Origin of the sequence: Paractinoplanes abujensis (assembly GCF_014204895.1) — a bacterium.
Lineage (GTDB): Bacteria > Actinomycetota > Actinomycetes > Mycobacteriales > Micromonosporaceae > Actinoplanes > Actinoplanes abujensis.
Genome location: NZ_JACHMF010000001.1, coordinates 1,655,982 through 1,677,091 on the forward strand (window position 1 = coordinate 1,655,982; position 21,110 = coordinate 1,677,091).

The 21,110-nt window shown below is 72.6% G+C and carries 22 protein-coding genes; 8 read left to right on the forward strand and 14 right to left on the reverse strand.

All coding sequences use genetic code 11. The features are described 5' to 3' along the window. The first annotated feature begins 5 nt into the window (after positions 1 to 5). Positions 6 to 371, forward strand: a complete 366-nt coding sequence (locus BKA14_RS07020; RefSeq protein ID WP_184950094.1) for a CU044_2847 family protein — start codon at positions 6 to 8, stop codon at positions 369 to 371. A gap of 7 nt (positions 372 to 378) precedes the next feature. On the opposite strand, the gene BKA14_RS07025 is transcribed toward BKA14_RS07020, so the two are convergent. Next, a complete protein-coding gene (locus BKA14_RS07025) occupies positions 379 to 1,287 on the reverse strand; it encodes an AbfB domain-containing protein (RefSeq protein WP_184950095.1) in 909 nt (302 codons plus the stop codon). A 204-nt stretch (positions 1,288 to 1,491) separates the two neighbouring features. On the opposite strand from BKA14_RS07025, the gene BKA14_RS07030 reads away from it, so the two are divergent. Then, entirely contained in the window at positions 1,492 to 2,544 is a 1,053-nt protein-coding gene (locus tag BKA14_RS07030; protein ID WP_184950096.1) for a hypothetical protein, read from the forward strand. Positions 2,545 to 2,620: 76 nt separating this feature from the next. Continuing rightward, the gene (locus BKA14_RS07035) at positions 2,621 to 3,619 is read left to right on the forward strand and encodes an aldo/keto reductase (RefSeq protein ID WP_184950097.1); all 999 of its coding nucleotides are present in this window, start codon (positions 2,621 to 2,623) and stop codon (positions 3,617 to 3,619) included. Positions 3,620 to 3,621: 2 nt separating this feature from the next. Here the strand turns inward: BKA14_RS07035 and BKA14_RS07040 are convergent, their stop codons facing one another. Continuing rightward, the gene (locus tag BKA14_RS07040) at positions 3,622 to 4,761 is read right to left on the reverse strand and encodes an alpha/beta fold hydrolase (RefSeq protein WP_184950098.1); all 1,140 of its coding nucleotides are present in this window, start codon (positions 4,759 to 4,761) and stop codon (positions 3,622 to 3,624) included. A gap of 137 nt (positions 4,762 to 4,898) precedes the next feature. Beyond that, positions 4,899 to 5,765, reverse strand: a complete 867-nt coding sequence (locus BKA14_RS07045) for an RpnC/YadD family protein (RefSeq protein WP_184950099.1) — start codon at positions 5,763 to 5,765, stop codon at positions 4,899 to 4,901. Positions 5,766 to 5,896: 131 nt separating this feature from the next. Here BKA14_RS07045 and BKA14_RS07050 point away from each other — a divergent pair, with 131 nt between their 5' ends. Continuing rightward, positions 5,897 to 6,973: an NAD(P)-binding domain-containing protein gene (locus BKA14_RS07050; RefSeq protein WP_239092419.1), complete on the forward strand. Its 1,077-nt coding sequence runs from the start codon at positions 5,897 to 5,899 to the stop codon at positions 6,971 to 6,973. Here the strand turns inward: BKA14_RS07050 and BKA14_RS07055 are convergent. The 3 genes from BKA14_RS07055 to BKA14_RS07065 are packed head-to-tail and all read right to left on the reverse strand — an operon-like array spanning position 6,942 to position 9,894. After that, positions 6,942 to 8,093 (reverse strand): Kelch repeat-containing protein, encoded by a 1,152-nt coding sequence (locus tag BKA14_RS07055; RefSeq protein ID WP_184950101.1) that lies wholly within the window; start codon positions 8,091 to 8,093, stop codon positions 6,942 to 6,944. The two genes, BKA14_RS07050 and BKA14_RS07055, sit on opposite strands and share 32 nt — an antisense overlap. A 17-nt stretch (positions 8,094 to 8,110) precedes the next feature. Further along, positions 8,111 to 9,355, reverse strand: coding sequence for a hypothetical protein (locus BKA14_RS07060; RefSeq protein ID WP_184950102.1), 1,245 nt, complete (start codon positions 9,353 to 9,355; stop codon positions 8,111 to 8,113). A gap of 17 nt (positions 9,356 to 9,372) precedes the next feature. After that, the gene (locus BKA14_RS07065) at positions 9,373 to 9,894 is read right to left on the reverse strand and encodes a SigE family RNA polymerase sigma factor (RefSeq protein ID WP_184950103.1); all 522 of its coding nucleotides are present in this window, start codon (positions 9,892 to 9,894) and stop codon (positions 9,373 to 9,375) included. A 100-nt stretch (positions 9,895 to 9,994) separates the two neighbouring features. Between BKA14_RS07065 and BKA14_RS07070 the strand changes: the two genes are divergently transcribed. Continuing rightward, on the forward strand, positions 9,995 to 10,504 hold the full coding sequence (locus BKA14_RS07070) for a nucleoside deaminase (RefSeq protein ID WP_184950104.1): 510 nt from the start codon (positions 9,995 to 9,997) through the stop codon (positions 10,502 to 10,504). Here the strand turns inward: BKA14_RS07070 and BKA14_RS07075 are convergent. Continuing rightward, positions 10,471 to 10,839, reverse strand: a complete 369-nt coding sequence (locus BKA14_RS07075; RefSeq protein ID WP_184950105.1) for a VOC family protein — start codon at positions 10,837 to 10,839, stop codon at positions 10,471 to 10,473. The genes BKA14_RS07070 and BKA14_RS07075 overlap by 34 nt on opposite strands. Before the next feature lie 53 nt (positions 10,840 to 10,892). Between BKA14_RS07075 and BKA14_RS07080 the strand changes: the two genes are divergently transcribed. After that, complete coding sequence (locus BKA14_RS07080) at positions 10,893 to 11,819, forward strand: helix-turn-helix transcriptional regulator (RefSeq protein WP_184950106.1); 927 nt, start codon at positions 10,893 to 10,895, stop codon at positions 11,817 to 11,819. A gap of 62 nt (positions 11,820 to 11,881) precedes the next feature. Continuing rightward, positions 11,882 to 12,634 (forward strand): alpha/beta fold hydrolase, encoded by a 753-nt coding sequence (locus tag BKA14_RS07085; protein WP_184950107.1) that lies wholly within the window; start codon positions 11,882 to 11,884, stop codon positions 12,632 to 12,634. Positions 12,635 to 12,640: 6 nt separating this feature from the next. On the opposite strand, the gene BKA14_RS07090 is transcribed toward BKA14_RS07085, so the two are convergent. Genes BKA14_RS07090 through BKA14_RS07110 form a run of 5 tightly spaced genes read right to left on the reverse strand, consistent with a single transcriptional unit; the run spans position 12,641 to position 18,189 of the window. Next, complete coding sequence (locus tag BKA14_RS07090; protein WP_184950108.1) at positions 12,641 to 13,597, reverse strand: LLM class flavin-dependent oxidoreductase; 957 nt, start codon at positions 13,595 to 13,597, stop codon at positions 12,641 to 12,643. Then, complete coding sequence (locus tag BKA14_RS07095) at positions 13,594 to 14,805, reverse strand: threonine synthase (RefSeq protein WP_203721958.1); 1,212 nt, start codon at positions 14,803 to 14,805, stop codon at positions 13,594 to 13,596. The genes BKA14_RS07090 and BKA14_RS07095 overlap by 4 nt, the downstream gene beginning before the upstream one ends. Then, complete coding sequence (locus BKA14_RS07100) at positions 14,802 to 15,899, reverse strand: M24 family metallopeptidase (protein WP_184950109.1); 1,098 nt, start codon at positions 15,897 to 15,899, stop codon at positions 14,802 to 14,804. Before BKA14_RS07100 ends, BKA14_RS07095 begins: the two co-directional genes overlap by 4 nt. Beyond that, positions 15,896 to 16,897 carry a TIGR03619 family F420-dependent LLM class oxidoreductase gene (locus BKA14_RS07105; RefSeq protein ID WP_184950110.1) on the reverse strand — a complete coding sequence of 334 codons (1,002 nt, stop codon included), beginning with the start codon at positions 16,895 to 16,897 and terminating at the stop codon, positions 15,896 to 15,898. Before BKA14_RS07105 ends, BKA14_RS07100 begins: the two co-directional genes overlap by 4 nt. Then, positions 16,894 to 18,189 carry a cytosine permease gene (locus tag BKA14_RS07110; RefSeq protein WP_184950111.1) on the reverse strand — a complete coding sequence of 432 codons (1,296 nt, stop codon included), beginning with the start codon at positions 18,187 to 18,189 and terminating at the stop codon, positions 16,894 to 16,896. The genes BKA14_RS07105 and BKA14_RS07110 overlap by 4 nt, the downstream gene beginning before the upstream one ends. A gap of 149 nt (positions 18,190 to 18,338) precedes the next feature. Between BKA14_RS07110 and BKA14_RS07115 the strand changes: the two genes are divergently transcribed. Next, on the forward strand, positions 18,339 to 19,427 hold the full coding sequence (locus BKA14_RS07115) for a PucR family transcriptional regulator (protein ID WP_498371126.1): 1,089 nt from the start codon (positions 18,339 to 18,341) through the stop codon (positions 19,425 to 19,427). Positions 19,428 to 19,504: 77 nt separating this feature from the next. Here the strand turns inward: BKA14_RS07115 and BKA14_RS07120 are convergent, their stop codons facing one another. Together BKA14_RS07120 and BKA14_RS07125 are read right to left on the reverse strand one after the other, a co-directional pair. Beyond that, the gene (locus BKA14_RS07120; RefSeq protein ID WP_184950113.1) at positions 19,505 to 20,545 is read right to left on the reverse strand and encodes a hypothetical protein; all 1,041 of its coding nucleotides are present in this window, start codon (positions 20,543 to 20,545) and stop codon (positions 19,505 to 19,507) included. Then, a complete protein-coding gene (locus BKA14_RS07125; RefSeq protein WP_184950114.1) occupies positions 20,535 to 21,110 on the reverse strand; it encodes a class F sortase in 576 nt (191 codons plus the stop codon). Before BKA14_RS07125 ends, BKA14_RS07120 begins: the two co-directional genes overlap by 11 nt.

A 21,110-nucleotide genomic window follows, 5' to 3' on the forward strand; every position in this document is an offset into this window, starting at 1 on the left:
CGACCGTGCCGAATGAGCTGATGCAGGTGCAGGCCGAGGACGGCAGCGCCGTGCTGATGGAGATCGACGCGCCGGACGCGGGGTTCGGCGAGGTCTCGTTCGACGGCAAGGTCTTCAAGTCGCGCGAGACACTCGAGGACGCTCTGCACGGGGTGCGCAGCATCGCCCTCAAGACGCTCGACGCGTTCCGGGGCGGGGCCGGCGGCGCCGACACGGTCGAGCTCGAGTTCGGCGTGAAGTTCAAGGCCGAGGCCGAGTCGGCCGTCTTCGCCCGCACGGCCACCGAAGGTCATCTGGTCGTGCGGCTGTCGTGGTCGGGCGACGGCCAGGCGGTGGGCCGGCCCTACCTCGACGACGACGAGCCGGAGTGACGCGGGTTCACAGCGGTTCCCGTACGAGGAAGGCTGTGGCTTGCGCGGCGGCGACCCGCTCGATGCGGACGCCGCTGGTCCGCGCGACCAGGAAGAAGCCCGGGTAGTTGACCGATTCCAGGACCAGCGCGTTGCCACCGCGCACCGGGCGGGCGCAGAAGGTGGCGTCCTTCTGGTAGAGCTCGGAACTGTCCCACCGGTCGAGGTGCAGTTCGTAGTCGCGGTGCCGCAGGAAGTAACCGTCGTAGTTCGCCGATTCCAGCGAGAAGCAGCCCGGCGCGGCCAGCCCGCGCCGCACGGTGAACCGGGAGTCCTGCCGGGCCTCGCGGGAACTGCGGGCGTCGATGTCGTCGAGCCGGGCCGTGAAGTCGCGGTGCCGCAGCCGGTAGGCCGGGTTGTCGGCGGGCACGAGCCCGACCGTGCGGTCGGCCACCAGCCGGGCCGGGGGCGGGCCGGCCGGCCCGGTGGTGGCGGGCGCGGTGGTGGCGGGCCGGGTCGCCGGCCGCGTGCGGGCGGCCTCGGTGGCCCGGGCCCGCGTGGGGGTGCGGGTCACCGAGCCGGGGCCGGGGCTGCTCGCGCCGGGCGCGGGCTGGATCTCGACCGGGGCCGACGGCTCGAAGGGCGGTAGCACCACCCGCTGCGACAGCGAGGCGTCGTCGTCACCCCCGCCGAGGGTGAGCGCCGTGAGGCCCGCGATCGCGATCACCGCGCCCGTGGCCAGCGCGGCCACCGCCCGGCGACCCAGGCCGGAGCCGGTGTGGCGGCGGATCGGGCCGGTCCACAGCGCCGCCGACAGGGCGGCGGCAGGCCCGCGCCGGCGGGGTGGGACGGGAGGACTCAGCGGGCCGTTGGTGTCGCGATACGGCGGGACCCAGCCGCCGATCCGCAGACCGTCCGGCTTATCCTCGTCGGGCATGTCAATTTCCGATCCGCGCGCGCCCGGCTAAGGCTCTCTTAAGCTGTCGGAAAGGCATTCTTACGGCGAAAGCGGCCAATGGCAAGGGTTCGGGCGCTTCGACAAGACGTCCACCAGAATCGAACTCTCCTCGGGTCCGCCCCGTACCACCCGGTGACGGCGCCCCGGATCAGCGGGCCGCCGCGGCCGCACCGAGGAGGCGCGATGGACGGCTCCGCCCGCCCTCCGCAGACTGACGACGTCGAACTACCCCCGACGGGGGAGTATGCCCTGGTTCCCGAAACCGGGGAGTACGACAACAGCACGTACGCGGGGTCGGCTGAGCAACCCCGCACGGTGTCGCTGCCGAAGATCTCGGACTACTGGCCCGATGCGGAGAAGCCGCCGCCCCCACTGCTGCCTGCCGAAGCGCCGGAGTTGCCCCGCCGCCGCGTCCGCCTGCTCGCGGTGGCGGCCGGCGTCCTGCTCCTCGCCGGCATCGGCGCCGTGGTGCTGACCCGCCTGGCCGGCAACGACGCCGAGCCCGCGCCGACGGGCGCGTCCGACCCCGAGATCATCGTCGAGGGCACCCCCAACCCGCCCGTCGCCATCGAGCCCGCCCCGACGCCGACCTCGGCCCCGGCCACCAGCGCCCCGCCCACGCGGGCCTCACCGCCGCCGCCCGCGGGCCCGGCCTTCGCGGCCGGCACGTTCGTGCTGGCGTCCGGCCTGACCGAGCTCAACGTGTCGCTGGGCCGTCCGCCGCGCAACGGCATCGCCAAGGTGGCTTCGCCCGACGGCAGCGGCGTGGTGCCCGACGCCGACCTCGACGGCACCGAGTTGCGGCTGACTGCCGAGCGCAAGGGCGACAAGGGCACGGGCGACGTGAACGTCCTGCTCGACGAGCGGATCACCTGGACGATCCGGATGGAAGGCGGGGTCCGGCGCGGCACTTTCGACATGGCGAACGGCTCGGTGCGCGACTTCTACTTCGAGGGCGGCGCCAACCGGCTCGAGCTCGCTCTGCCCCGTCAGGAGCGCACGATCGAGATCCGGATGGCCGGCGGGGTCCGCGAGTGGCGGATCGGCACCGAGGGCGAGTTCCCGGTGAAGGTGAAGGTGCGCAAGGGCGCCGGCGAGATCTCGCTCAACGGCGACCGCGACGAGGGCGTCGACCGGGGTGAGGTGGTGCGCTCGCGGGGCGGCGACGACAAGTCGGGTGGCCTGGCGATCGAGGCGGTGGCCGGCATCGGCTCCCTGAAGGTGTCGCCTTTGTGACCGGGAAACGGCTTTTCTCCGGCCGGGCTCGACCGGAGTTGACTTCGAGGGCACTCGAAGACCTAGCGTTCCGCTCATGCAGACGATCGAACTCGGCCGCACCGGTCAGCAGGTCAGCGCGCTGGCGCTCGGGGCCATGCAGATGGGCGGCGCCACCAGCGAACGCGACTCCGTGCACATCCTCGACCGCTACCTCGAGATCGGCGGCTCCTTCGTCGACACCGCCAACTGCTACGAGTGGTGGCGGCACCCCGGCACCTCCGGCGGGCAGAGCGAGGAGCTGCTGGGCCGCTGGCTGCGCGACGGCCACAAGCGCGACCAAGTGTTCCTGGCCACCAAGGGCAGCGCCGTGCCGGTCCACTCGCCCGACCTGTGGGACGCCGACGGCAACCCGAACTGGGAGCTGGCCCGGCGCACGTTCGAGGGCGCGGGCGCGGACACGCTGCGAAGGGCGCTCGACGGCAGCCTCCGCCGGCTCGGCACCGACCACGTCGACCTCTACTACGTGCACGTCGACGACCGCGCCACCCCGCTCGAGGAGACCCTGGAGGCGCTGCACTCCTTCGTGCAGCAGGGCAAGGTCCGCTATCTGGGCTGGTCGAACGTGCGTACGTGGCGGCTCGAGCGCATCCGCCAGCTGTGCGCGCGGAACGGGTGGACGCTGCCGGTGGCCGTCCAGCAGCAACACTCGTACCTGCGGCCCAACGCGGGCGCGGACTCGGCCGGCATCGTCGACTTCGAGCAGCTCGACTACCTGGCCGAGCACGACGACCAGACGCTGGTGGCGTACTCACCGATCCTCAAGGGCGTCTACGACAGCGCGGCCAAGCGCGACGGTCACTGGATGATGGCCAACTACGCCGGACCCGACGCCGACGCCCGGCTGACCGCGGTGGCCGAGGTCGCAGCCGAGGCCGGAGTCACCCCGAACCAGCTGGTTGTGGCCTGGCTGCTGCACCAGACCACACCCCGCGTGCTGCCGCTGATCGGCCCGCGCACTGTTCAGCAGTTCGAGGACGCGCTGCCCGCGCTCGAAGTGAAGCTGACCGAGGACCAGCTGGCCCGTCTGGCTTAGGGTTACTGCTCGAAGCGCTGGCCGATCCAGGCCGCGACCCGGTCGGTCGAGTCGACGACGGCCTGGTCGTGGTCGCGGCCGGGCAGCTTGTCGTAGCGCACCTTCGCGCCCTTGAGCTGCTCGACGAGGATGTCGGTCAGCGCCGCCGGTACGATCGCGTCGTCGGTGCCCTGCACGACGAACGCGGGCGCGGTGAGCGGCGTCTGCGCCGGGTCGACGTATTCGGCCAGCTTCTCGACCCAGGCCTCGGGCAGCTTGTCGTCCTTGAGCAGCTTGAGCGGCGGGGCGTAGGCCGCCAGCACCTCGTTGAGGCAGCCCTGCTTGAGCACGTCACCCTTGTCGAGGGCGGCTTCGGTCAGCACGGCCTCGGGCTTGAACGACGGCTCGACCGCGTTGAGGCCGTACAGGGCCATCGCCATGAAACCCTGACCCTCGGTGTTCGGGATGGCCTCGGCCAGCACCCGGGTCTGGCTGGTCGGCGCGATGCTGACCGTGCCGCGCAGCTGCAGCTCCTTGTCGTAGGTGCCGGCCAGCTGGTTCGCGAACAGCGTGCCCTGGCCGCCCTGCGAATGTCCGTCCACCGCGTACTGGCGGGACAGGTCGTCGTCGAGGCGGCGCGCGGCCCGGACACTGTCGATGATCGACCGGCCTTCGCTGTTGCCGATCAGGTACGGGTGCGGGCCCGCGGTGCCGAGTCCGGGGTAGTCGGGCGCGGCGACCGTCCAGCCCCGTTCGAGCAGCGACGCGACCGCGATCCGGGCCTCGTTCCAGAAGACGTCGTCGTTGACCGAGGGCGCGCACTTGTCGGCGATGCCGGTGGTGCCGTGGGCCCAGACGACGGTCTTGTTCTTCTTGTTCCTCAGCGGCGTGAGCACGAGACCCGAGGCGAAGATCCCGTTTCCCCGTACGTCGGTGGTGGCGTACTTGATCTGCTTGGCCCGGGCCAGCTGCCGCAGGCCCTCGGGCAGCGCGCGGGGCTGGGAGCTCAGCACGGTACCCGGCTCCGGCGAGGTCCACTGGAAGACGTGGGGCGGGGCGGGTTCGCCGACGGTGGCGGGCGAAGCAGCCGTGGCGGGCGACGCGGCAGCGGTAAGGACGACGCCGCCGCTGAGGGTGGCGGCGAGAATTCGAGTGATCAGCACACCGAAGGTTTAGCCCGACAAAAGGCCCAAATCTTGAGGCGCTCCGGGCCCGATCGGGTGATGGTGACGCCTGGATGATGCATCGCACGTATCCAACGCGCCCGATCTCGGCCGTCAGTGAGGCGCCCGCAGTCAGCTCAGGACCGCAGTTCCACCAGGCTCACGCCCGCGACGATGCGAGCGATGTTTCCCTCGTGGTCCTGACTGCTCAGCCTCCGGGCCAGGTCGTCCAGGTCGGCGAGGTCGCCGTAACGTGCCCGCAGAGCCGTCCGCATGCTCTCGAACCGTGCCTGTTCGCGCCCCTGCTCGAGACCCTGCTCATGGTTCCGGCGGCCGATCTCGCGGCCCATCTCCGACTGCTCCAGAACGTTGCTCATGCCACTCCTCTGCAATACGTCGAGGACCTGGGCCGCCAGGGAGCCCTCCACGAGCATACTCAGCTCGATCTGGACCAGCTGTTCCTCGACTGCGCCTGCTGCCTTGATCCGGTCGACGACGCGTTCGACCAAGTCGGGCGGGGGTTTCTGGGACCACAGGGCAAGCGGCGCCAGGGGGCCGTCCAGCAGTGTGGCGGGATCCAGATCGTCGGGCACGTTGACCGACCGGTAGTCGAGCTGAGCCCGATCGCGACGGAAGCGGCCCGAAAACCCGCCCCCCAACGGCCACAGCACGAACTGGTGGATGCGGTGGTCGGCGCGGCGGTATTTGAGCGCCATGCACGCCCAGTAATAGACCATTCGCTCTTGGAAGTCCTCGGTGCGCTGGACCTGGAACTCGAAGTGGTAAACGTCGGTCGGTCTGCCATCGGCGTGCCGGACCAGGAACGTCTTGTCGCTTTGGCGGTTGCGCTGCCGAGGCAGCTCGGTCGGCCCGTCGACGACTGAGTCGCTTTCGACCAGCCGGGCGCCGCACAGCTGACGCAGTGCGTCACGGGGGTGGGCCTCCAGCAGCGCTTTGTACAAACCGTCGAAGTCGCGTGCCGTGGTTGGGTTGCTGTCGGTCATGGGTTCCTCTTTCCGGCCTGATGGACAGCTTTGCGTACGTGCGACTACTAGTCAAGCGACCCCTAGTCGTCCGTTCGGAGGTGCGGCTCACAGGAGGAAATGGCTGTCCGGCGGCAGGTGTTGGGCTGGCTGTGAGCGAGAGATCAGCCACGGTGGTGGTGATCGGTGGCGGCCAGTCGGGCCTGTCCGCCGCCTATCACCTGGCCCGGCGGGGCTTCACCAGCGCCCTCGAGACCGTGGGGGAGCGGACCTTCGTGGTGCTCGATGCCGAGTCCGCGGCCGGTGGGGCGTGGCGGCACCGGTGGGAGTCGCTCCGGATGGGCACGGTGAACGGCATCTTCGACCTGCCCGGCCTGGCCCAGCCCCCGGTCGACCCGGGCGAGCCCAGCCGTACGGCGGTGCCGCGCTACTTCGAGGCGTTCGAGCGCACCTTCGACCCGCCCATCCTGCGCCCGGTCCAGGTGTCCGGCGTGCACGACAAGGGGGCCGACGGGCTGCTGGTCGAGTCGGACGCCGGCCGCTGGCACACCCGGGCGATCATCAACGCGACCGGCACCTGGACCAACCCGGTGCGGTCGCACTATCCGGGCCGGGAGTCGTTCGCCGGCCTGCAGCTGCACACCCACGACTACGTGTCGGCCGACCAGTTCGCGGGCCGGCGGGTCGCGGTGGTGGGCGGCGGCATCTCGGCGCTGCAGCAGCTCGAGGAGATCGACCGGGTGGCGACCACGTTCTGGTACACCCGCCGCGTGCCGGTCTGGCGTACGGACGGGTTCGATCCCGAGGTGGCCGGTCGTGAGGTCATCGCCCGGGTGACCGCTGACGTGGAGGCGGGCCGGCCCACGGGCAGCGTCGTCTCGTACACGGGCCTGCCCTGGAGCCCGGTTGCGGCGGGGAAGCGCCGGCCCATGTTCACCGCGATCGAACCTTGTGGCGTACGGGAATCGGACGGGTCTTTCACGTCGGTCGACGCGATTCTGTGGGCCACCGGGTTCAAGGCTGCGCTTCAGCATCTGGACCCGCTGGGCCTGCGCAACGAGACCGGCGGCATCCGCATGCACAACACCCAGGTCGCCGCCGACCCCCGCGTCCACCTGATCGGTTTCGGCCCTTCCCAGTCCACGGTGGGCGCCAACCGAGCCGGCCGCGACGCCGTGGCCGCGATCGTCAGGGAGCTCAGGCCGGCGTCCAGACCCACGTCTCGTTGAGCAGCTCGGCGTCGTCGTCGCCGTTCCACCGGGCGCCGCCGAAGAGCAGCATCCGGGGGCCCGCCGCCACGACTGTGCGGCCGGTGACGTTCTTGCTGGAGGGGTCGCCGGGCCGGTCCCAGGTGCCGGTGGTGGTGTCGAGGACGGCGTCGGCCGGGCCGGGGTAGAGCGCGCTCGTGGCGGTGCGGGCCCCGCCGGCCCGGGTTTCGGCCTCGAGGGTGAGGCCGCCCGGCGGGTCGGGCAGTGGTGACCAGGCTCCGGTGGTCGCGTCGACGATGCCGCCGTTGGGGTAGGGCCGCCCCCAGTTGCCGACCTGGCCGCCGTCGGCGCCGCCCAGGGTGGGGTTGACCAGTTTGCCGCCGGCCAGGAACCACGGGCCGGTGCTGAGCATCGGGGCGTCGGGCAGCCGCCGCCACTGCCGGGTGCCGAGGTCGAGGGCGGCGATCCGGGTCACGGACGGGCCGTCGGCGCCCGGGTTGGGCACCAGCTTGTGGTCGAAGAGCACCAGTTCGCGTCCGGTCCACGCCATCGAGCGGGCGAAGGCGGGGCCCAGCGGGTCGTCGGGCAGGGTCGTCCACGTGCCGGTGGCCGGGTCGAGCAGGTAGTCGTCGTCCGGGCCGGCCTCGTCGCTGCCCCCGTACGCGACGACGTCGCGGCCCGCGGCGACGAGCCCGAACCCGCGGGCCGGGTCGAACGGCGTGGTCAGCCTGGTCCAGGCGTCCTTGTCGACGTGGTAGAGGAGCAGCTCGCGACGGGACTCGTACGGGAGAAGGAAGGCGGTCGCCCCGACGACCACACCCTGCGCGCCGAAGGTCGAAGCCGGGGGCGGGGCGATCGTGCGCCACGTGTCCGTGGCCGGGTCCAGGGCCGCGCTGTCGGTCCGGGGTGCGCCCGGCGGGTACGCGCAGCTCGCGTTGGGCGGGCACGGTGCCGCGTCGCTGCCGCCGATCAGCAGTACCTCGCGGCCCGTCCACAGCCCCAGCGTCTGCTCCCGCGGCCCGAGCGGGCTGCCGGGGATCTGCCGCCAGCCCGCCGGTGCCGCCTCGTGACCCGAGGCCTCCGGCGCCGAGCATCCGCCCAGCGCCAGCAGGCCGCAAACAACCCCCGCGATCAGTCTCATGGCCCTTGGACTGTGTTTCAGCCGCCGCAGTTCCATCGGACCGGGCGGTTCGCCACGCCCTCGGTCTCGTCGGTGTCGGTGGTGTAGCCGGCGGCCACCTTCCCGTCGGCGCTGAACGCGCTGACCACGTACTCCTTCATGCCGTGGTAGCGCGGCAGTTTCACGACCTGGTCGCCGGCCACGACCACGACATCGCTGATTCCCCGTACGCCGAGGACCCGCCCGTTCGTGGCGCCGAGCGCGGGCGGTCCGAGGTCGACGGGCAGCTTCCGGAACGCGCCCGTGGCGATGGTGTACGCGTACGAGGCGAACTCGCGGGAGGAGCCGTCCGCGCTGTCGCGGCCCGCCCGGCCGTACACCACGCCGTCGCTGATCGATTCGGGCCAGAAGAAGTCCGCCTTCTCCCCGCCGGCGTCGGGCCGCGGGATCAGGCGCCCGGTGCCGTCCGGCTGCCACAGATAGCCGGTGCCCAACCTTTCTCTGCCGCGGGAGACGAGCCCGGCGACGGTGCCGTCCTCGTCGATCGCCTTCGCGGCGCCGCGCGGATACCCGGCCGGCAGCGGCAGTTTCTCGGCGCCGGCCGTGGGTGAGGCCCAGCGCGCCGGCACCCCGTCGGTGAACGGGTCGCCCAGCTGGCCGACGATGACCCCCGCGTCGTTGACGGCGGCCGCGACGGCCCGCCCGCCGGGCAGCCGGGTCACGGCGTCGACGGAGAACGGCGGTGCGATGGTGAACGCCTGCTGCTGGTCGCCGTCGAAGCTGGTGCCGACGGCGAGCCCGGACGAGTTGATGTCCTCCCACGACGCGTCGGCGCCCTCCATCGACACCGCCGGCAGCAGCTTCCCGTCCTTCCAGATGACGGTCTGCGAGGGTCCGTCACCGGGGTAGATCCGCCCGGCCAGATAGCGCCCGCTCGGGTCACCCGCGGTGACCAGCGCCTTCCTGATGCCCCGGGACGGCAGCAGCGTGACCTGGCAGTTCCTGGGCAGCGGCACGGGGGCGGCGACGGCGGTGGAGGCGGCGGTGGAGGCAGCCGGGCGGGGGACCGGGGCCGGTTCCGTCCGCATCGCCGACACCGCCACCGTGCCGCCGCCGGCCGCGACCGCGGTCACCGCGGCCAGGGCGACCCCACCCGACCAGCGCCGCGCGCGGCGGCGCCGGCGGCCCTCGGCCATCGTCCGTGCCACGTCGACGGTCGAGGGCGCGGGCGGCTCGTCGGGCAACGTCCGCAGGATCCGCACCGCGCGGTCGTCCTCGCTCATGTCCCTGCTCTCCTCGGTCATCGTTGGTCCTGCGCGGCGGTGATCTCGGGCATCTTCTCGTCGAAGATCTGACGCAGCCGGTCCAGGCCGTGGGCCGACTGGCTCTTCACGGTGCCCTCGGAACAGCCGAGGATCTGGGCCACGTCCTTCACCGGCTGGTCGCACAGGTAGCGCAGCACCACGACCGCGCGCTGGCGGGCGGGCAGCCCCAGCAAAGCCTGCCGGACGACCGACGTGTCCTCGGCGGCCGGCGGCGACGCGACCGGGGCCCGTTCGGGCAGCCGGTCCAGCAGCGCGACCTTCCACCACCCGCGGCGGCGCTCGTCGAGGAAGACCCGGACCAGCATCGTGTTGACGTACGCGTCGAGGTTCTCCACGTGACTGATCCGCGGCCAGCGGGTGTAGAGCTTGGTCAGGGTCTCCTGCACGACGTCATCCGCGGTGTGCGAGTCACCGCAGAGCAGGTACGCCGCTCGTCGCATGGCCCCGACCCGGCCGTCCACGAAGGCCAGATAGTCGCTGTCGGTTCTTCTCGGCATCCGCCGCCCCGCCCCCTGTCACCGTCACTGCGTATCCGACGCGGATCGGACGGCGATCGGTTGGGTCGCTCCCCGAAGATTTTCGCGGAAGGATGGTGCCATGACGACGGAACATCTGCGGCGATGTGTGGAACTGGCGGCCGAGGCCCTGGCGGCGGGCGACTTCCCGTTCGGCTCGGTGCTGGCCGGGCCGGACGGCCAGGTGCTCGCGGAGGACCGTAACCGGGAGAACACCGACGCCGACCCGACCGCGCATCCGGAGCTGCGGCTGGCCCGGTGGGCGATCGCCAACGTCCCCGCCGAGGAGCGGGGCGGCTGCACGGTCTACACCTCGGGGGAGCACTGCCCGATGTGCGCGGCCGCGCACGGGTGGGCCGGGCTGGGCCCGATCGTGTACGCCGCGTCGAGCGCCCAGCTGGCCGGATGGCGTACGGGCTGGGGGTCGGCTCCTTCCCCGGTGGCTGTGCTGCCCGTCGGCGACATCGTGAACGGCCTGTCCGTGACGGGCCCGGTCCCGCCGTTCGACGACGAGATGCGGGCGCTGCACGAACAGGCCGCGGGCATGTTCAAGGCCGACTACTCCACGGGGCCGGGAGCCGGCGGCGTGTAGACGTTGACGAGCGTGCCGTCCGGGTCGCGGAACAGCATCGACCGGTTGCCCCAGGGCATGGTGGTCGGCTCCAGCACGAACTCCGGGATGCTCGGGCGCAGCCGGGTGAACTCGGCGTCCACATCCGCGACCCGGAACTCGACGATGGCCGTGCCGCTGACGGCCCGGTCGAGGAACGGCACGGTGGCGAGCGCGCCGATGGCCAGGGTGGCGCCCGGCGTGACGAGCTCGGCGAACAGCGGCGTGGGCCGGCGCGCGGTCAGGCCGGTGACCAGTTCGTAGAAGCCGGTCAGCCGGGCGACGTCGGCGGTGATGAGGCGGATCGAGGTGAGCATGCCGATCACGCTAGAAGTGATACCGGACAGGGTCCGCCCGGTATTGTCGGAAGATGTCCACTGGTCGCGTGCTGGCCCTGCTGGAGATCCTGCAGGGCGGCGGCACGCGCACCGCTGCCGACCTGGCCGCGCGGCTCGAGGTCGACGAGCGGACCGTGCGCCGTTACGTCGGCCACCTGCTCGACCTGGACGTGCCGGTCGAGGCGGTGCGCGGGCGGTACGGCGGCTACCGCCTGGCCCCCGGGTTCCGGATGCCGCCGCTGATGCTGACCGACGAGGAGGCCCTCGCGGTCCTGCTCAGCCTGAACTCCGCCGCGGGCGAGGCCGCCGGGAGCGCGGCCGCCAAGGTGCGCCGGGTGCTGCCCAAGGCGCTCCAGGCGCGCATGGCGGCGGTCTTCGCGTCGACCGAGTTCACCGCCGTACGGGCCGCAACCGGCACACCCGAGACGTCCACCCTGCTGCGGCTGGCCGAGGCCGCCCGGCAGCGGCGATCCCAGCTGATCGGCTACTCGGACCGGGCCGGCCGGGACAGCGAGAGAACCCTTTGCCCGTACGGGATCGTCGCCCATCACGGCCGCTGGTACGTGACCGGTCACGACGGGTCGTCGGGGGAACTGCGCACGTTCCGGCTCGACCGGATCGGGTGGGTGCGGCCGACGGGGGAGACGTTCGACGTGCCGGACGACTTCCAGCCGGCCACGACGGTGCTCGCGGGCCTGGCCGGCACGCCGTGGCGCCATCGCGTGGTCGTACGGGTGAACGGATCGGCCGACGACGTGCGGGCGCGCCTGCCTCGTGGGCTCGCGACGGTGGAACCCGGCGCCGAGCACGGCTGGGTGGTCGTGCGGCTGCGGGCGGAAAGGCTGGACTGGCTGCCCGGAGTGCTCGGCGGGCTGCGGCTGCCGTTCGTCGTGCGGGAACCGGCGGAGCTGGGCGACCTCGTCCGTACCTGGGCGCGGAACCTCACCGGCCGCCAGTGAGACGAAAAGCACGCCAGTGACTTTCTCCGGGCCTGTACACCAACGTCTGGTAAACATCGTGCATGGTCTTCGCGTGGTCGGCGGTCGGCGCCGTCGTGGTCAACGGTGTCCGGCTCGGCTGCCGGGAGGCCGGTGACCCGTCGGGCCGCCCGGTGGTGCTGCTGCACGGGTGCGGAAGCAGCTCCCGTACGTGGGACCGGCTCGCCGCCCGGCTGAGCGAGCACCGGGTCATCGCCGTCGACCTGCGCGGCCACGCCACCAGCGCCCGGCCGGGCCACTACCCGCTGAGCAGCCTCCGCGACGACCTGCTGGGCCTGCTCGAGACCCTCGACCTGCGCGACACCGTCCTGATCGGCCACTCCGTCGGCGCCTACGCCGCGCTCGACGCCGCCCGGCTCGCCCCGGAGCGCGTCTCCCGCCTGGTGCTGGAGGACCTGGCCGCCCCGCCCCGTACGGCGCAGCCGTCGGTCAAGGGCATCAACCCGTGGCAGGTGCTGACCGCGGCCCTCGGCATCCTCACCGTCCGGCAGGACTACGACCTGCGGGCCCTGGCCTCCCTGCTGCGGCAGCTGGCCCGCCCCGACGCCGGCTGGTGGGCGCGGCTCGGCCAGGTCGGCCACCCGACGCTGATCCTGTCGGGCGGTCCCACCAGCTGCATCCCGCCCCGCCGCCTGGCCGAGGCCGCCCTGGCCCTGCCGGACGCCCGCCTGACCACGATCCCGGTCGGCCACCGCGTGCACAGCCTGGCCCCGGACCGCTTCGCCACCGAGGTCCTGTCGTTCCTCGCCCAGGCCCCCGTGGGTGCCGTGTCGTAGCCGGCATCATCCTGCGGTGACGGCCGACAGCGCGGCGGCCAGCGTCTGCTCCGGGTCGACGGCAGGGTCGTCGCGGATCACGGCGACGTCGAGGCCGGCCTCGGCCAGGCGGGCCAGTCCGCGGGCGGCACCGGCGGCGTCCCCGGCCACCGCCACCTCGTCCAGCAGGTCGTCGGTGACCAGGTCGGCGCGGGGCGCGCCGTCAAGCCAGCCCGCCCGGAAGTGCGCGGCCAGGTCTGCGGGCACCCCGGCCGTCCGGGTGATCAGGTGGTCGCCGTGGACGCCGAGGAACTGGGCCACCATCGGGCGCAGCCGGTCGCGGGCCCGGGCCGGGTCGTCGTCGACGGCGAGGCCGACGTACGCGGAGACCTCGGCCCCGGCGCCGACCCGGGACCGGACCCAGCGCACGTAACCCGGCCCGGCCAGGATGGACAGCAGCAGGCCGTCGGCCACCGCGCCGCCCTCGGTGATCGCGCGCGGGCCTTTCACGCCCAGCACGATCGGCGGGTCGCGGCGCACCGGCGCGAACGACAACCGGGTGTCCACGGTGAAGAAATCCCCCGCGAACGTGACCGGCTCGCCGGTCAGCAGCCGCCGGATCAGGCCGACCGATTCGAGCGTGCGCGCGAGGGGCCGGTCGAACGGGATGCCCATCCGGTCGCTCATCCAGTGCGCGTTGCTGGCGCCCAGCCCGAGCACCGCGCGGCCCCCGCTCAGCTCGTCGAGCGTCGCGAACTCCATGGCGGTCAGCGCCGGATGCCGCGTCCACGGGTTCACCACGCCGAGACCGATCCGGACCTTCCCCGTACGGGCGGCGACCGCCCCGGCCAGCGCGAACGCCCCACGCTCGAAGTAGTCCTCGGTCAGCCAGACGTCGTCGAACCCGGCCCGCTCGGCGGCCACCGCGGCCCGGACCGCCCCGGCCGAGTCGCGATGCCCCGAGATCGAGAAGGCCAGCCTCATCGCAGCACCTTGTCCAGGGCCATGATCGTCGGCTCGATCACCGGCACCGCGCCGAGCCGGGCCGCGGTGGCGCCGACGTCCTTGAGCCCGGTCGACGTGCCGATCACGACCGCCGTCTCGTCCGGGCCCAGACCGGCCTTCCGCAGCGCGACCACCGCGGTCACGCTCGACGCCTCCAGGTAGACGCCGCTCGACGCGGCCAGGGCCAGCTGCGCCTGCATGATCTCGTCGTCGTCGGGGGTCGCGACGGCCGTGCCGTTGCTGCCGCGCAGGGCGGCCAGGCTCTGCTGGGTGCCGAACGGCGACGCGGTCGAGAACGCCACCGACGGCTCGACCGGCACCGGGCCCGCGGTGTCGGAACCGGTGGCCAGCGCCTGGGCGAGGGGACCGAACGGTTCGGCCGCGACGAGCCGGGGCACGCGCGCGATCACGCCGAGGGCGGCCAGGTCGGCGAACCCGCGGGCGATGCCGGACAGGCCGTCCCCGTACGCGACCGGCACCACCACGACGTCGGGCGGCGTGGGCAGCTGCTCGATCAGCTCGTACGCGATGGTCTTGTAACCGTCCACCCCGTACGGGTGGGAACCGGCGGGCGGGTCCGCGTAGCCCGACATCGCCATCCAGCCGCGCGTCCTGACCAGTTCGCCCATCAGGTGCCAGCGGTCGGCCGGCCGGGGCAGGGCGACCACCTCGGCCCCGTACGCCTGCATGAGCGTCTTCATCGTGGTCGGCACCGAGGCCAGGGTCAGCACGACGCAGCGCAGACCGGCGCGGGCGGCATACGCGGCCACGGCCGCACCGTGATTGCCCGTGCTCGCCACCACCACCGTCTCCGCGCCCAGCTCGACCGCCTTGGTCGTGGCCACCGCGGCCAGGCGGTCCTTGTACGACCAGGTGGGGTTGCGGCTCTCGTCCTTGATCCACACTCGTCGCAGGCCGATGCTCTCGGCCAGCCTGGGCAGCTCGACCACCGGCGTGCCGCCCTCGCCCAGGCTGACCGGCGTCACGTCGTCCGCGATCGGCAGCAGTGCGCGGTAGCGGAACAAGCCCGGCTGATCATCCTGCACGCGCAGGTCGGACAATGCGTACTCCGGCAGGACGTTCGCGCCCACGCAGGCCGGGCACCCCGCGCCGATCAGCGTCAGCGCCGGCTCCGGATAGGCGACGCCGCACCGGACACAGATCAAGTTCCCCGTGTACGCCGTCACGCCGGCACCACCAGCAGGTCGCGCTCGCCGCTGCAGAGCATCTCGTACCCGTCCTCGGTGATCATCACGGTGTCCTCGATCATCATGCCGCCCCAGCCCAGCTCGTAGTACGGCGTCTCGAAGCAGAACGTCATCCCGGCCCGCAGCGGCGTCGCCCCGCCCGGCGCGATGATCGGCGGCTCGTAGATGGACAACCCGATGCCGTGCCCGCAGTGCTGCCGCCGGTAGCGCGGCACCCGCGCCCCCGTGCCCTCCAGCCCGAGCCGGAACAGCTCCTCGGCCGTGACGCCGGGCCGGGCCGCGTCGAGCTGGGCCTGCTCACCCGCGTGGACCGCCGCGTAGACCTGCTGCTGGCGCGCGTCGGGTTCGCCCAGCACGGCCGTGCGCCCGATGTCGGACCAGTAACCGTCGACCACGCAGCCCACGTCGAACCGGGCCGTCTCGCCCACCTGCCAGGCCCGGTCGCCCGGCACCACGTCGGCCAGGGCGCTGCGCTCGCCGACGGCGGCCACGATGAACCGCGGGTCCGCGCCGCCCTCGGCCATGGTGGCCGCGATGACCGCGGCGAGCTCCCGTTCGGTCGTGCCGGGGCCGGCCGCCACCAGAGCCTTGTGCACCGCTTCCTCGCACAGCCGGGCCGCGTACCGGAGCAGCTCGACCTCGCCGGGCAGCTTGATCATCCGGGCCTGGGCGGCGACGTCGGTCTCGGCCTCGCGGACGACACGGGTGCCCGGCGGCAGCCGGCCGAGCGCGGTCTCCAGGGCGCTGTCGAGGTCGGCGTGCCGGTCCGCCATACCGGTCAGCTCGGCGTCGGGCCCCTCGACGTAGAACCGCCCGAACGGGACGAGCCGATCGACCGGGAGGCCACTCGCGGCGGCCGCCGGGGCGTCGGCGGCGGTGCAGATCAGCCACAGGTCGTCGCCGGTGACGACCGCGGCCATCCGATGCGTCCGGAAGACCTGGCCGGGCAGGCTGCGGTACCCGGTGGCGTACAGGATGCTCTCGGGCTCGGTGAGCACCAGGGCGTCGAAGGGCGCGCCGGCCAGACCCGCGCGCAACCGCGCCAGCCGCTGCGCCGCGAGGTCGCCGCTCATCGGGTGATCACCTCCTGGCCGAACCGGGCCATCATGTCGATCGTCTCGTCCACGGAATCGGCTGCGAACAGCAGCGCGGCCATCGTGTTCACCCCGGCCGCCTCGTACTGGGAGATCTGCTCCTTGATGTCCTGCGGTGTGCCGATCAGGTTGCGCGACATCAGGTCGTCGACGCCCTGATCCTTCAATGTGGTCTGGGAGAGCGACACCAGGTGGTGAAAGAGCTGCGACGACTCGAACCGCCGCCACGCCTGCTCGCGGGTCGGGGCCACGCTTACGCACACCTGCAACGCCACCTCGAAGCGGTCGCCGAGCGTACGGCCGTGCTCCTCCGCCTCGGTCTTGATCCTGCTGAGCCCGGCGGCCGCCTCGGCGGGGGAGAGGCAGGCGGGCAGCCAGCCGTCGGCCAGGCGCGCGGCCCGCGACCGGCTGCCGGGCGAGTTGCCGCCGGAGAGAATCGGCAGCGGATCCTGAACGGGCTTGGGGTAGCTCTCCACGTCGTCGAACCGCACCCACTTGCCCTCGTACGAGGCCCGGCGCTCGGTGAACAACGCGCGCAGCCCGGCGATCGCCTCCTCGGCGTGCTCGCCCCGGTGCAGCGGCACGCCCGGCGCCATCGCCTGGAACTCCTCGCGGTAGGCGCCGATCCCGACGCCCAGCACCGCCCGGCCGTGCGACAGGTGGTCGAGTGTGGCCACCTGCTTGGCCGCCACCACGGGGTTGCGGAACGGCAACACCATGATCGCGGTGGCCAGCCGTACGTTCCGCGTCACCGCGGCCACGTAGCTGAAGTAGGCGAACGGGTCGTAGTAGCGCGGCGGCGCCGCGAAGCTGTCCCGCACGTATTTCTGGGTGGTGATGTGGTCGTTGCCCCACACCGACTCGAACCCGTGCTCCTCGGCCTTGACGGCGAGCTCGACGGCCTGGTCGATGTCGGCGTACGGCACCGCGTACATCAGTCCCTCGGTGCCGGTCGGCACGCCCAGTCCGTACCTCATGCCTTCGTCACCTTCCTGAGCGCGAGGCCGGCCGCGGCGTACAGCACGAACCCGGCGACCAGGCCCTCGATCGCGTTGACCAGCAGGAAGTCGCCGTAGTAGGCGAGCAGAGCGGCCGCGATCCAGCAGACCAGGGATTCCCACCGTACGGCGGGCAGGTTGCGCAGGGCCTCGGCCGCGTTGCGCTGCACCACCCAGAAATGCGCGATCAGCAGGCCCGCGAAGGGCGGCACCACGACCCCGATCACGGTGAGGAACTTGCCGAACTGGTCGGCGACGCCGAGGAAGGCGATGGCGACCGCGATGATCACGGCTACGACGGTCCACACCGGCTTCTTGAGTTTCAGCTTGAGCAGGTTGGAGGCCGAGGTGAAGGCCAGCGAGGCCGAGTAGATGTTGTTGTCGGCCGTGTTCCACAGGGCCAGGAAGAGCAGGACGGCGGCCGGGGCGAGCAGGCCCAGCCCCTGCATGACGACCACGAAGTTGCTGTTGCCGACCTTCATGGCCGAGACGGTGGCAATGACCTCGAAGATGCCGACGCCGACGACGAAGCTGAGCACGCACGAGATGACCACGTCGCGGGCCTTGAGGGCGTACCGCTGGACGTCGGAGACCAGCGCCGCGCCGGTCACCCAGGTGGCGATGACCGAGCTGACCGCGGCCGAGAAGCCGATCGCGGCGACCGGGGACGCGTCGAACACCTCGCCGAACCCGCCGTCCAGCGAGCCGATCCGGAACAGGGCGAACAGGCCGATCGCCACCTGCACCGGCACGGCGACCATGGAGAACGTGTGCAGGCCCTTGAAGCCGAAGATCGCCGTGGTGAGGATGGCCGCGGCGAAGACGACGACGAACACCGCGGACGGGATGGCCGGGATCAGCTTGTTGACCGCGCCGCCCCACGTGTCCATCAGCACGCCGATGAAGCCCATGGCGACGATGCCGAGCACGATCGAGACGATGATCGAACCGTTGCGGCCGAACACCGCGCGCGAGGCCAGATAGCTGGTCAGGCCGGTGCGGAAGCCGATGATCCCGATCAGCGAGGCCACCACGGCCAGCACGACGTTGCCCAGGCCGATGGCCAGCATGCCCTCGCCGAACGTGGTGCCCGCGCCGACCACGCCGCCCACCAGGAAGCTGCTGACGCTGATGTTCCAGCCCACCTGGACCACGATCAGCTGCAGCAGCGGCTTGCGCCGGTCGGCCGGCACCGGCTCCAGCGCGTGGTCGTCCATGGTCGCGGCAAGATCACCCTCGGCGGACCGGGCCGCCCGTTCGTCAGTAGTCATCCTGCTCTCCTCGTTTAGCGATTCCTCACATAGTCTTGAACGGGCCTCGTGGAGACTACCCAGGCAGAGTGGAAGAACGGCGGGCACTTCTTGTGGATGTCCCACAACGAGCACACGTTCTTCTCAACCGTGTTTCCGACCTGGCGCAGGTGTTGGTAACCGATGTGTGGCGGCAGTTACCGGGCTATGACGAAGACCGCATGGACCTGGCCGACCTGGCCGGCGCGATCACCCCCAACATCCGTACGCTGCTGTTCTGCGTGGCCGAGCGGCGCCTGCCGGCCGCGCCCGAACTCATCACGGCGGCCGCCCTGGGCGAACGCCGGGCCATCCAGGGCGTGCCCATCGAGGCCGTGGTGACGTCGTGGCACCGGGCCGAACGTGAGGTCTTCACGTGGCTGGCGACCGTGGACGCTCCGTTCAGCCCCGACGAACACCGCCAGGTCACCCGCGACCTGGCCGCCGCCGTGGACCGGATGACCTCGGCGTCGACCGAGGCCTACCGGCGGGCCCGTACGGAAGTGGCCGCGCACCTGGAACAGATGGCCACCGACCTGGTGTCCCGCCTGACCGGCGGCGAACTGCTCGATCCTCAGGTCATCGAGGAACGGGCCAAACTGATCGGCGTGGCCGTGCAGGGTTCGCACCGGGCCCTGGCCGTCCGCGGGTCACAACTGCTGCCGCGCGAACAGCGCGTCGTCCTCGACGCCCTGCGCCCGCTGCTGCACAGCCGCACGGTCGTCGGCACCCGCGACGATGTGGCGGTGATCGTCACCCCCGACGTGCCCGGCCTGATCGCGGCCCTGACCCGCGCTGCCCGCAGCCCCGGCCTGCTCATCGGCGTGGGCCTGCCCCGCCCCCGCTTCGGCGAGGTGGCCGGCTCCTGCCGCGAGGCCATGGCGGCGGCGTCGGCCGCCCGCCGGGCCGGCACCACCGGAGTCGTCGAGTTCGCCGCCGTCGCCGCCGACGTCCTGCTGCTGGAGAACCCCCTCGACGCCCAGCAGGTGGTCAGCAATGCCCTGGGCCCCATACAGGCCAGGCCCCAGTTGGTCGAAACCCTGCGGGTCTACCTGCACAGCGGCCTGTCCACCCGGGCCACGGCGGTCGCCCTGCGCCTGCACGAGAACACCGTCACGTACCGCCTGCGCCAGATCACCGACGCCCTGCACGTGGCGACACCGGCCGCTCTGGTGCGGGCGGACATCCTGATGGCCCTCCGCTACCGCGAACTCTCCTAGCCGGTCCCGGCTCAGAGACGTCGCCGGCCGGGTGCTGCCACTTCCCGCCGTAGCGGTGGTCCGACGGGGGCCGGCGGTCACTCGCGGGGCTGGACCGAGGCGCGGCCGTGGGCGATCACGATCGGTGGTGGGCGGCGTCTGCGGTGGCCCAGCCGCCACGTCAGGAGCAGACCGAGAACGACCAGGGCGATCGCGGCCACAGCGGCGGCGATCAGCAGGCGGCCGGGGCCGGCGGGCTCGGGACGCGGGGCGGCAGCAGGCACGGCGACGTCGGCTGTCATCGTCAGGTCGGGCGTCGTGACCTGCAGCGGGACCTCGGCCGGGCGGTCGGCGGGCGTCGGGAACCGCACCACGTAGCGGCCGCGCAGCGTGGTCTCGACCTGGTCGAGGGCGGGCACCACGACCGGGTTGCCCGCGGGGGCGAAGAAGCCACCGGTGGCCTCGGCCGCGGCCGACCAGAACGGGCTGGCGCCGGCCGTCGTGGCCACGACCAGGATGGTTCCGGCCGCGCGGAAACGTTCGGCCAGTTCCCGGGCGGACGGTCCGCCGGCGTCGGCCGCCCCGGTGTAGACGACGGTCAGCTTGCGGCCCGCGGGGACGTCGGGGAACTGGCGGGCGGCCAGGTCGAGGGCGGCGGCGGTGTCGCGTTCGCCGTGCGGCTGCACGCCACCCAGGGCGGCCACGACCCCGGCCGGATCCTGCTGGGGCGGGGCGATCGCGGTGGCCGGGGCCGAGTCGGCGATCACGGTGGCCCACGTGCCGGTGGGGGCCTCCAGGATGAACCGGGCGCCGGCGCTGAGCCAGGCCGGCACCGAGGCGGCGTCGGTGGCCGCGGTGTCGACCACGATCGTGACGGCCAGACCCGGGGACATGAGCGGGCCGACCTCGGCCGGGCGGCGTACGGAGCCCGTGGTGACCTGGGCCGACGGTGAACCGGGGCGGCTGCTTGCGCTCAGGTCGACCACGACCGCCGTCTGATCGTCCCCGGCCAGCACCGCCTGCACCGGCAACGGCACCGGCCCGGCCGGCGCGCCGGTGACCGGCGTGCTCCCGAACGCCGGTGACACAGCGGCGACGGCCAGCGCCAGCGCGACCGGGGCCAGGTGCTTACGCGGCATCGGCGTACGCGATGACGTTGTCGCGATAGCTGCCGCGGGCCCGGTCGAAGGTGCCGCCACAGGTGACCAGGCGCAGCGTGGGGTCGAGGGAGGGCGCGTAGACCAGGTCGGTCGGGAACAGCGTCTTGGCCACCCGGGACACCTTGCTGACCTTGAACGTGGCCGTGCTGCCGTCGGCCCGGCCGACCTCGACGAGCGTGCCCGGCTTGACCTTGTGCAGGTCGACGAACACGCCGGGCCCGTCCGCGGAGTCGACGTGGCCCAGGATCACCGCGGGGCCGTCCTGGCCGGGGCGCGGGCCGCCGTCGTACCAGCCCGCCACCGACACGCTCGCGGGCACTTCGACAGCGCCGTCCGGTTGCAGGCCGAGGTCGATGATCTGGCTGTCCACGCGCAGGGCCGGGATGCGGATCCGCGTGGGCCGGGCCACCGACTCGTACGTGGTGCTCGACTCGAAGCTGTCGGCCGGGTTGGCCGGCGCGGGTGGCGGCGCGGGCCCGGCGCGTTCCGGACCGCAGGCCGTGAGCAGGGCGAGCACCGCCACCGTGGCTGCGAACCGGCGCAT